The following is an 11503-nucleotide window of genomic DNA, read 5'->3' on the forward strand; positions in this document are numbered from 1 at the left end:
ACGCGTGGCACACCAGGGAGCGGAATCGACCATGGCGGACACGGCAGTGGGCACCACCGGACCGGCCGGGGACGAGGCCCGGCTGCGGGAGTATCTGACCCGGGTCGTCACCGAGCTGCACCAGACCCGCCAGCGGCTGCGCGAGGTCACCGCCGAGGAGTCCGAGCCGGTGGCGGTGGTGGCGATGAGCTGCCGCTACCCCGGCGGGATCAGCTCGCCGGAGGAGCTGTGGCGGTTCGTCGCGGACGGCGGCGACGCCATCGGCGACTTCCCCGCCGACCGGGGCTGGGACCTCGACCTGCTGCACCACCCCGACCCGGAGAACGCCGGCACCTCGTACACCGCGGCCGGCGGGTTCCTGGCCGACGCCGGGCAGTTCGACGCCGCGCTGTTCGGCGTCTCGCCCCGCGAGGCGGTCGCCATGGACCCGCAGCAGCGGCTGCTGCTGGAGGTCACCTGGGAGCTGTTCGAGCGCGCCGGCCTGGCCCCGCTGTCGCTGCGCGGCAGCCGCACCGGCGTCTTCGTCGGCACGTCCGGCCAGGACTACGCCGCAGTGCTGCACCGCGCCCCGAACGCCGAGGGGTACGTGCTCACCGGCACCGCCGCCAGCGTGGTCTCCGGCCGGCTCGCCTACACGTTCGGGCTGGAGGGCCCGGCGATCACCGTGGACACCGCCTGCTCGTCCTCGTCGGTCGCGGTGCACCTCGCCTGCCAGTCGCTGCGCGAACGCGAGTGCGGGCTGGCGGTGGCGGGCGGCGCCACCGTGATGGCCACCCCCGGACCGTTCGTCGAGTTCTCCCGGCAGCGCGGGCTGGCCGCCGACGGGCGGTGCAAGTCGTTCGCCGAGGCCGCCGACGGCACCGGCTGGTCCGAGGGCGTCGGCGTGCTGCTGCTGGAACGGCTCAGCGACGCCCGCCGCAACGGTCACCCGGTGCTGGCCGTGATCCGCAGCTCGGCGGTCAACCAGGACGGCGCGTCGAACGGCCTGACCGCCCCGAACGGCCCGTCCCAGCAGCGGGTGATCCGGGCCGCGCTGGCCGGCGCGAAGCTCACCCCCGACCTGGTCGACGTGGTGGAGGCGCACGGCACCGGCACCACGCTCGGCGACCCGATCGAGGCGCAGGCCCTGCTCGCCATGTACGGGAAGGACCGGCCCGCGGACCGGCCGCTGCTGCTCGGCTCGGTGAAGTCGAACCTCGGGCACGCGCAGGCCGCCGCCGGCATCGCCGGGATCATCAAGATGGTCCACGCCATGCGGCACGGGACCGTCCCGGCCACGCTGCACGTCGACGCGCCCACCTCGCACGTCGACTGGACCGCGGGCGCGGTCCGGCTGGTCACCGAGACGACGCCGTGGCCGGACGTGGACCGGCCCCGCCGGGCCGCCGTCTCCTCGTTCGGCATGAGCGGCACCAACACCCACATCGTGCTGGAACAGCCCGCCGAGGAGGCGACCCCGGCGACGCCTGCCGACCGGACCGGGCCGGTGCTGCTCGCCGGCCGGACCCGGACCGCGCTGCGCCGGCAGGCCGAACGCTGGTCCCGGCGCCTGGCCGCCGACCCGGACCTCGCGCCGGCCGACGTGGCCTGGACGTCGGTGGTCTCCCGCTCGCCGCTGGAGCACCGCGCCGTGGTGCTCGCCGCCGACCGGGACGAGCTGACCGGCGCGCTGGACGCGCTCGCCGACGACCGGTCCGCCCCGCCGCTCGTCACCGGCGCCGCCGGGCCGCAGGGCGAGGTCGCGTTCGTCTTCCCCGGCCAGGGCTCGCAGTGGGTCGGCATGGCCGCCGGGCTGCTCGACACCGCGCCGGTGTTCGCGGAGAAGCTGACCGCCTGCGCCGAGGCGCTGCGCCCGTACGTCGACTGGTCGCTGCTCGACGTGCTGCGCGGCGCGCCGGACGCGCCGTCGCTGGACCGGGTGGACGTGGTGCAGCCGGCGCTGTTCGCGGTCGGGGTGTCCCTCGCCGCGCTCTGGCAGTCCTACGGCGTGCAGCCGTCCGCGGTGGTCGGCCACTCGCAGGGCGAGATCGCCGCCGCGCACGTCGCCGGCGGTCTGACCCTGGAGGACGCCGCCGCCGTGGTGGCGTTGCGCAGCACGGTCATCGCGGAGCTGGCCGGCGACGGCGGCATGGTGTCCGTGGCGACCACCGCCGACGAGGCGGCCGAGACGATCACCCGCTGGGAGGGGCGGATCTCCCTCGCCGCGATCAACGGGCCGACCGCGGTGGTGGTCTCCGGCGACGTCGCCGCGCTGGACGAGCTGGTCGCCCACTACGAGTCCCGGGACGTCCGGGTCCGCCGGGTGCCGGTGGACTACGCCTCGCACTCCGCGCACGTGGAACCGCTGCGCGAGCGGCTCCTGGCCCGCCTCGCCGACGTCACGCCGCGCGGCGGCACGGTCCGGTTCCGCTCCACCGTCACCGGCGACTGGCTCGACACCGCCGACCTCGACGCCGACTACTGGTACCGCAACCTGCGGCAGACGGTCGGCTTCGACGACGCGGTCCGCAGCCTCGTCGACGCCGGCTACCGCACCTTCGTCGAGGTGAGCGCGCACCCGGTGCTCACCATGGCGGTGCAGGACAGCGCCGAGGCCACCGGCGGCCCGGGCGCGGCGACCGTCACCGGCACGTTGCGCCGGGACGAGGGCGGCCTGGACCGGTTCCACCGTTCGCTCGCCGCGCTGCACGTCGCCGGCACGGCGGTGGACTGGCGGCCCGCGTTCGCCGGCCACCCGGCCCGCCTGGTCGATCTGCCGACCTACCCGTTCCAGCGGCAGCACCACTGGGTGCCGGCCGGCGAGCCGGCCGCCCCGGCTCCCGCCGCCGCCCTGCTCGACCACCGCTTCTGGGACGCCGTCGACCGCGCCGATCTGGACGCGCTGCGCGACACCCTGGCCGTCGACGACGCCGAGGCCGCCGAGTCGCTGCGCACGCTGCTGCCGGTGCTCGCCGGCTGGCGACGCCGCCAGCAGCAGCACGACCAGCTCGACGGGTGGCGTTACCGCGTCGAGTGGCAGGCCGCGCCCGAACCGGCCGCCGCCGCGCTCGGCGGCACCTGGCTGCTGGCGGTTCCCGCCGGCCTCGACGGCGACCCGGCGGTCGCGGGTGTCCGCGACGCGCTCGCCGCCGCCGGCGCCGACGTGCGCCCACTTGCCGTGGCGCCCGACGCGGACCGGACCGCGCTCGCCGCCGCGCTCACCGTCGCCAATCGGACCGTGCCCGCCGATGCCGTGGCCGACCGGCCTGCCGTCGCGGATCGGACCGCGCTCGCCGCCGCGCTCGCCGACGCCGATCGGACCGTGCCCGCCGATGCCGACGCCGACCGGCCTGCCGACGCCGACGCGGATCGGACCGCGCTCGCCGACGCCGACGCCGATCGGGCCGCGCTCGTCGGCGCCGGGGTCGAGCCGGGCGCGGGCGTCGCCGGGGTGGTGTCGCTGCTGTCCTGGACGGCCCCGAGCGACGCGGAACCGCTGCTGCCCGGTCTCGCCGCCACGCTCGCGCTGACCCATGCGCTCGGCGACACCGGCCTGGCCGCGCCGCTGTGGCTGGTGACCCGCAACGCGGTGGCCGCCGCCGCGTACGACCGTGGCGCCGACCCGGCCCAGGGCGCGGTCTGGGGGCTGGGCCGGGTGGTCGGCGTGGAGGCCCCGCACCGCTGGGGCGGCCTCGTGGACCTGCCCGCCGAGCCCGACGCGCGGTCCGCCGGCCGGCTCGCCGCCCTGCTCGCCGCGCCGGACGGGGAGGACCAGCTCGCCGTGCGCGGCCCCGGCGTCCTGCGCCGCCGCCTGGTCCGCGCGCCGATCGGCGACCGCCCCCCGGTACGCCGCTTCACGCCCACCGGAACCGTGCTGGTCACCGGCGGCACCGGCGGGCTCGGCGCGCGCGCCGCCCGCTGGCTCGCCGACGCCGGCGCCGCGCATGTGGCACTGGTCAGCCGGCGCGGACCGGACGCGCCCGGCGCCACCGAACTGGCCGCCGAGCTGCGCGAGCGGGGTACCCGCGTCACGGTCGCCGCCTGCGACCTCGCCGACCGGGCCGCCGTCGCCGCGCTGCTCGACCGGCTCCGCGCCGACGGCCCGCCGATCCGCGCCGTCCTGCACACCGCCGGCCTGCCGCAGACCACCCCGCTCGCCGACGTCACCGCCGCCGAGCTGGCCGAGGTGACCGCCGGCAAGGTGGCCGGCGCGGCCCACCTGCACGACCTGCTCGCCGGCGACGAACTGGACGCGTTCGTCGTCTACTCGTCCATCGCCGCCACCTGGGGCAGCGCCGGGCAGGCCGGGTACGCGGCCGGCAACGCCTACCTGGACACGCTGGCCCAGCGTCGGCGCGCCGACGGTCTGGCCGGCACCGCGATCGCCTGGGGTTCGTGGGGCGAGGGCGGCATGCACGTGGCCGACTCCGACCGGGCCCTGCGCCGCCGGGGCGTACCGCCGATGGACGCCGACGTCGCGATGAGCGCGCTGCGGCAGGCCCTCGACCACGACGACGTGACGCTCACGGTCGCCGACGTGGACTGGTCCCGGTTCGCCCCCGCGTACGCCTCCGCCCGACGCCGGCCGCTGCTGGAGGGCGTACCGGAGGCGAAGGCCGCGCTCGACGGCGGCGCGCCGGCCGACGACACCGACGACGGCCCGGCGGCGACGCTGCGGGCCCGGCTCGCCGGCCTGGACCCGGCCCGCCGCGAGGAGACGCTCGCCGACCTGGTCCGGGAACTCGCCGCCGACGTGCTCGGCCACGCCGACACCGCCGCGATCCCGGCCACCACCGCGTTCCGGGACCTCGGCTTCGACTCGCTGACCGCGGTGGAGCTGCGCAACCGGCTGGTCACCGCCACCGGTCGGCCGCTGCCCACCACGCTGGTCTTCGACCACCCGACGCCGGTGGCGCTGGCCCGGCTGCTGCGGGACACGCTGCTCGGCGCCGACCCGGCGCCGACCGGGACCACTGTCGCCGCCGTCGGGTCCGGCGAGGAGCCGGTGGCCGTGGTGGCGATGGCCTGCCGATTCCCCGGCGGCGTCGGCGACCCGGCGGCGTTGTGGCGGCTCGTCGCGGACGGCGTGGACACCGTCGGCGGCTTCCCGACCGACCGGGGCTGGGACCCGGACACGCTCGTCGACCCGGCCGCGGCGTCGGCCGGCACCACCTACACCGACCAGGGCGCGTTCCTGGACGACGCCGGTCACTTCGACCCGGTGTTCTTCGGCATCTCGCCCCGCGAGGCCGCCGCCATGGACCCGCAGCAGCGGCTGCTGCTGGAGGCGTCCTGGGAGGCGATCGAGCGGGCCGGCGTGCTGCCGGAGTCGCTGCGTGGTTCCCGCACCGGCGTGTTCGCCGGCACCAACGGGCAGGACTACCGCGCGTTGCTGCTGCTCGCCCCGGACGAGAGCTTCGGCGGCACCGACAACGCGGCGAGCGTGGTGTCCGGCCGGGTGTCGTACGCGCTGGGCCTGGAAGGACCCGCGGTTTCCGTGGACACCGGCTGCTCGTCCTCGCTCGTCGCGTTCCACCTGGCCGTGCAGGCGTTGCGGCGGGGCGAGTGTGACCTGGCGTTGACCGGTGGCGTGACCGTGATGGCGACGCCGGCGCTGTTCGTGGAGTTCTCCCGCCAGCGCGGGCTGGCCGCCGACGGCCGGATCAAGGCGTTCGCCGCCGCCGCCGACGGCACCGGCTGGGGCGAGGGCGTCGGCGTGCTGATGCTGGAACGGCTCTCCGACGCCCGCCGCAACGGTCACCCGGTGCTCGCCGTGGTGCGCGGCAGCGCGATCAACCAGGACGGCGCGTCGAACGGGTTGACCGCGCCGAACGGGCCGTCGCAGCAGCGGGTGATCCGGGCGGCATTGGCGGACGCCGGGTTGTCCACGTCGGACGTGGACGTGGTGGAGGCGCACGGCACCGGCACCACGTTGGGTGACCCGATCGAGGCGCAGGCCGTGCTCGCCACGTACGGGCAGGAGCGGGCCGAACCGCTACTGCTCGGGTCGATCAAGTCGAACCTCGGGCACACCCAGGCCGCGGCCGGCGTCGCCGGGATCATCAAGATGGTCCTCGCGATGCGGCACGGCGTCGTGCCGCCGACGTTGCACGTGGACGCGCCGTCGCCCCACATCGACTGGTCGAGCGGCGCGGTGGAGCTGGTCACCGAGGCGCGGCCCTGGCCGGCGGTGGACCGTCCGCGTCGGGCGGCGGTGTCGTCGTTCGGCATCTCCGGCACCAACGCCCACGTGGTCATCGAGCAGGCGGACGAGCCCGACCCCGGGCCGGCGTCCGCCGCCCCGGGCCTGGTGGACGCCGACGTCCGGCTCTGGCCGGTGTCGGCGCGTACCCGGGCCGGCGTCGCCGCGCAGGCCGCCCGGCTCGCCGCCCACCTGCGCGCCGGCGCGCACCTGGACCCGGCGGCGGTGGCCTGGTCCCTGGCCACCACCCGGTCGGTGTTCGCGCACCGTGCCGCGGTGGTCGGCACGACCGGCGACGAGCTGCTGACGGCGCTGGACGCGCTGGCGTCGGGGACTCCGGCCGGCAACGCGGTGACGGGTTCGGTCGCCGAGCACGGTGCGGGTCCGGTGTTCGTGTTTCCGGGTCAGGGTGGTCAGTCGGTGCGGATGGCTGCCGGTCTGGTGGGCCGGTGTGCGCCGTTCGACGCGCGTCTGGCGGAGTGTCAGCGGGCGTTCGCGCCGTTCCTGGACGTGGATCTGGTGTCGGTGTTGACCGGTGACGATGACGCCTGGTTGGACCGGGTGGAGGTGTTGCAGCCGGTCCTGTTCGCGGTCGGGGTGTCTCTCGCGGAGGTGTGGCGGGCGGCGGGTGTGGAGCCGTCGCTGGTGATCGGGCACTCCCAGGGGGAGATGGCCGCCGCGTGCGTGGCCGGGGTGCTGTCGCTGGACGACGCGGCGAAGGCCGTCATCCTGCGGGCGCGGTCGCTGTCCACCCTGGCGGGTTCCGGCGGGATGCTGGCGGTGGATCTGCCCGCCGATGAGGTGCAGGCGCGCGTCGAGGGTGTGCCCGGCACGGTGGTGGCGGTGCTCAACGGTCCCGGTCACGTGGTGGTGTCCGGGCCGCCCGAGACGCTCGCCGAGCTGCGTCAGCGGTGGGAGGTCGAGGGGGTGCGGGCGAAGCCGGTGCCGTTCAACTACGCCTCGCACAACCCGGGGGTAGAGCGGATCCGCGAGCGGATGCTCACCGACCTGGCGGGGTTGTCGCCGCAGGCGGGTCACACCCGGATGGTCTCCACGGTGACCGGGGACTGGGCTGACCCGCAGGGCATGGATGGGGAGTACTGGTACACGAACCTGCGCCAACCGGTGCGGTTCGAGCAGGCGGTACGCACCGCCATCGCGGCCGGGCACCACACGTTCGTGGAGGTGTCGGCGCATCCGGTGCTCACGATGCCGGTGACCGCGATCCTCGACGACACCGACACGGCGGGGCACACGCTGTCCACGCTGCGCCGGGGTGACGACGACGCGACCCGGCTGCTGACCAGCCTGGCCGCCGCGCACACCCTCGGCCTGCCCGTCGACCTGACCCGCGTCCTCGCCCCCGCGACCACAGTCGACCTGCCCACGTACGCGTTCGACCGGAAGCGGTACTGGCTCACCACCACCGCCCGACCCGCGCACGACGTCGCCTCCGCCGGCCTCCACGACGCCGGGCACCCGCTGCTCAGCGCCGCGCTGCCGGTCGCCGACGACCGGACCGTGGTGCTCACCGGGCGGCTGTCCACGCGTACCCACCCGTGGCTCGCCGACCACGTCGTCGGCCGTACCGTTGTCGTCCCCGGCACCGCGCTCGCCGACATGGTGATCCGGGCCGGCGACGAGGTCGACGCCGGTCAGGTCGGCGACCTCACCCTGATCAGCCCGCTCGTGCTGCCTGCCACCGGCGCGGTCCAGGTGCAGGTCCGCGTCGGCGCGCCCGGCGACACCGGCGAACGGGCCGTCACGCTGCACTCCCGCCCCGCCGACGACGGCGACGCCGACTGGACCCGGCACGCCGAGGGCCTGCTGCTGCCGCAGCTTCCCGAGCCCGCACCCGGACCGGGGGAGTGGCCGCCGGCCGGCGCCGTCGAGGTCGACGCGGACCTGGACGCCTGGTACGCCGGCACCGCCGAGGCCGGCCTCACCTACGGTCCCGCGTTCCGCTGCCTGCACCGCGTCTGGCGGCACGGCGACGAGGTGTACGCCGAGGTGGCGCTCCCCGACGCGCAGGCCGCCGACGCGTCCCGGTTCGGCCTGCACCCGGCCCTGTTCGACGCCGCGCTGCACGCCACCGGCCCCACCGCGCTGCTCGGCACGCCGGCCGAGGCCGGCAGCGGCTGGCTGCCGTTCACGTTCCGCGCGGTCACCCTGCACGCCCACGGCGCCACCCGACTGCGGGTGACGATCCGTTCGCTCGGCCCCGACACGGTCGCCGTGACGCTCGCCGACCCGGCCGGTCGCCCGGTCGCCACCGTCGAGTCGTTGACCTTCCGCCCGGTCGCCGCCGGCCAGGACGACGGCGTCGCCGCGCTGCGCCGCACCGCCGTGTTCCACCTCGACTGGACGCCGCTACCGGCCACCGACACCGCCGCCGCCCCGGCCCGCTGGGCGCTACTCACCGGCGAGCGCACCGACCCGGCCCGCGCCGGCGAGGCCGCCGACGACCCGGCCCGGGACGGCCAGGCCGCCGAGGACCGGGCCGGTGGTGATCACGCCGACCTGGCCGGGGCGCTGACCGCCGCCGGCCACCGGGTGAGCGTCCACCCCGACCTGGACGCGCTGCTCGCCGCTGTGGACGGCGACGACGACGTACCGGAGATCGTGGTCGACCTGCGCGGTGGTCCCGTCCCGGACCCGGAGCGGGTGGACGCGGACGCCCACTCCGCCGCCCGCGACACGCTCGCGCTGGTGCGGCGGTGGCTTGCCGAACCGCGGCTGGCCGACGCCCGACTGGTGCTGACCACCCGGGGGGCGGTCGCCGCCGCGCCCGGCGAGGCGCCCCGCGACCCGGCCCGCGCCGCGGTCTGGGGGCTGGTCCGCTCCGCCCAGTCCGAACACCCCGGCCGGTTCACGCTGCTCGACCTGGACGACGCCGCCGCCACACCCGACGCGGTGCCCGCCGCGCTCGCGTCCGGCGAACCGCAGCTCGCGCTCCGCGACGGCGCCGCCCTGACCCCCCGACTGGTCCGGGCCCGGGACACCGGCGTGCTGACCCCGCCCGGTGACCAGCAGCCGTGGCGGCTCGACGTCACCGAGAAGGGCACGCTGGAGAACCTGGCGCTGCTGCCGGTGCCGGTCGAGGCCGGCGCGGTGCCGGCCGGGCACGTCGCGGTCGAGATGCGCGCCTCCGGCCTCAACTTCCGGGACGTGGTGCTGGCCCTCGGCATGGTCCCCGGCCAGGAGGTGCTCGGCAGCGAGGGCGCCGGCGTGGTCCGCGAGGTCGGCCCCGGCGTCACCGACCTGAAGCCCGGCGACCGGGTGATGGGCATCTTCGCCGGCTCGTTCGCCACCGTCGCGGTCACCGACCACCGCATGGTCACCCGCATCCCGGACGGCTGGTCCTACGCGGAGGCCGCCGGCGTGCCTGTGGTCTTCCTGACCGCCTGGTACGGGCTGGTCGAGCTGGGCCGGCTCACCGCCGGGGAGTCGGTGCTGGTGCACGCCGCCACCGGCGGTGTCGGCATGGCCGCCGTGCAGATCGCCCGGCACCTCGGCGCCGAGGTCTACGGCACGGCCAGCCCCGGCAAGTGGCCGGTGCTGCGCGGCACCGGTCTCGACGACGCGCACATCGCCTCCTCACGCTCGCTGGACTTCGTCGACGAGTTCCGGGCCCGCCGCGACGGGCGCGGCGTCGACGTGGTGCTCAACTCGCTCGCCGGCGCGTACGTGGACGCGTCGCTGCGGATGCTCGACGGCGGCGGCCGGTTCGTCGAGATGGGCAAGACCGACCCGCGCGACCCGGCCCAGGTCGCCGCCGACCACCCCGGCGTCAGCTACCAGGGCTTCGACCTGATGGCCGCCGGCCCGGCCGTCGTCGGGCGGATGCTGGCGGAGCTGATGGCATTGTTCGCCGCCGGCGCGCTGCGCCCGCTGCCCCGCCGCACCTGGGACGTCCGCCGAGCGCCCGAGGCGTTCCGCTTCCTCAGCCAGGCCCGGCACGTCGGCAAGCTCACGCTGAGCATCCCGCCGGCGCCCCGGCTCGACGGCACCGTCCTGGTCTCCGGCGCCACCGGCACGCTCGGCGCGCTGCTCTGCCGGCACCTGGTCGCCGCGCACGAAGCGCGGCACCTGCTGCTGGTCAGCCGGCGCGGCCCGGACGCCGAGGGCGCCGACGAGCTGCTCGCCGACCTGAAGGCCGGCGGCGCGGAGGTGCAACTCGTCGCCGCCGACCTGGCCGACCCGGACGCGGTCGCCGACGTGCTGTCCCTGGTGGACCGGCGGCACCCGCTGCGCGCCGTGGTGCACACCGCGGGCGTCGTCGACGACGCCACCGTCGAGAAGCTCACCCCGGACCGGCTCGCCGCGGTGCTGCGCCCCAAGGTCGACGCGGCCTGGAACCTACACCGCGCCACCCGCGACCACGAGCTGACCGCGTTCGTGCTCTACTCCGCCGCCGCCGGCCTGATGGGCGGCCCGGGGCAGGGCAACTACGCGGCCGGCAACGCGTTCCTCGACGCGCTCGCCGAGCACCGGCGCGCGTCCGGCCTGCCGGCGGTCTCCCTGGTCTGGGGCCTGTGGGCCACCGCCAGCGGCATCACCGGCCACCTCGGCACGGTGGACCGGCGGCGGCTGGAGCGCAGCGGCCTGGTGGCGCTCACCGACGACGAGGCGCTGGCGCTGTTCGACGCCACCTGGCGTTCCGAGCGGCCCACGCTGATGCCCGCCAAAATCAGCACGAAGGGCGCCGGCGGTCCGATCCACCCGCTGCTCACCGCGCTGGTCCGGGCGGGCGCGCGTCGCGGCGCGGTCACCGAGGCGGCCGGCGGCCCGGCGTACGCGGAGACGCTGCGCGGCCTGTCCGGCGAGAAGCGCGAGCGGGCGCTGCGGGACCTCGTGCTGGCGCACGTCGCCGTGGTGCTCGGCGTCGGCGACCCGGCCGCGGTCGAGCCGGACCGCGCGTTCCGGGAACTCGGCTTCGACTCGCTCACCGCGGTCGAGCTGCGCAACCGCCTCGGCGCGGCCACCGGGCTGCGGCTGCCGGCGACGCTCGTCTTCGACAACCCGACGCCCGCCGCGCTCGCCGCCCACCTCGCCACGCGGATCGCCGTCCCGGACGGCGCGGCCGACCCCGCCGCCGGCGTCGGGCGGGACCTCGACCGGCTGGAGGCGGCGCTGGCCGGCCTCGACCCGGACGACGAGGCGTTCCGCGGCGTCACCGAACGGCTGCACGGCCTGCTGGACCGGCTGACCGCGCGGGAGGCGTCCGCCGACGACGGCGACCTGGAGTCGGCCACCACCGAGAACATCTTCGACCTGATCGACCGCGAGCTGGAGACGTCTTGACCGCCGGCCGCGACGACA

The 11503-nt window shown here is 76.8% G+C and carries 1 protein-coding gene; it reads left to right on the forward strand.

What is annotated here, in order from left to right:
- The first annotated feature begins 31 nt into the window (after positions 1-31).
- Complete coding sequence (locus ACIA5A_RS07860; protein WP_396757766.1) at positions 32-11485, forward strand: SDR family NAD(P)-dependent oxidoreductase; 11454 nt, start codon at positions 32-34, stop codon at positions 11483-11485.
- Positions 11486-11503 lie beyond the last annotated feature (18 nt).

The sequence above is a fragment of the Micromonospora sp. NPDC051300 genome, assembly GCF_044455315.1.
Lineage (GTDB): Bacteria > Actinomycetota > Actinomycetes > Mycobacteriales > Micromonosporaceae > Micromonospora > Micromonospora robiginosa.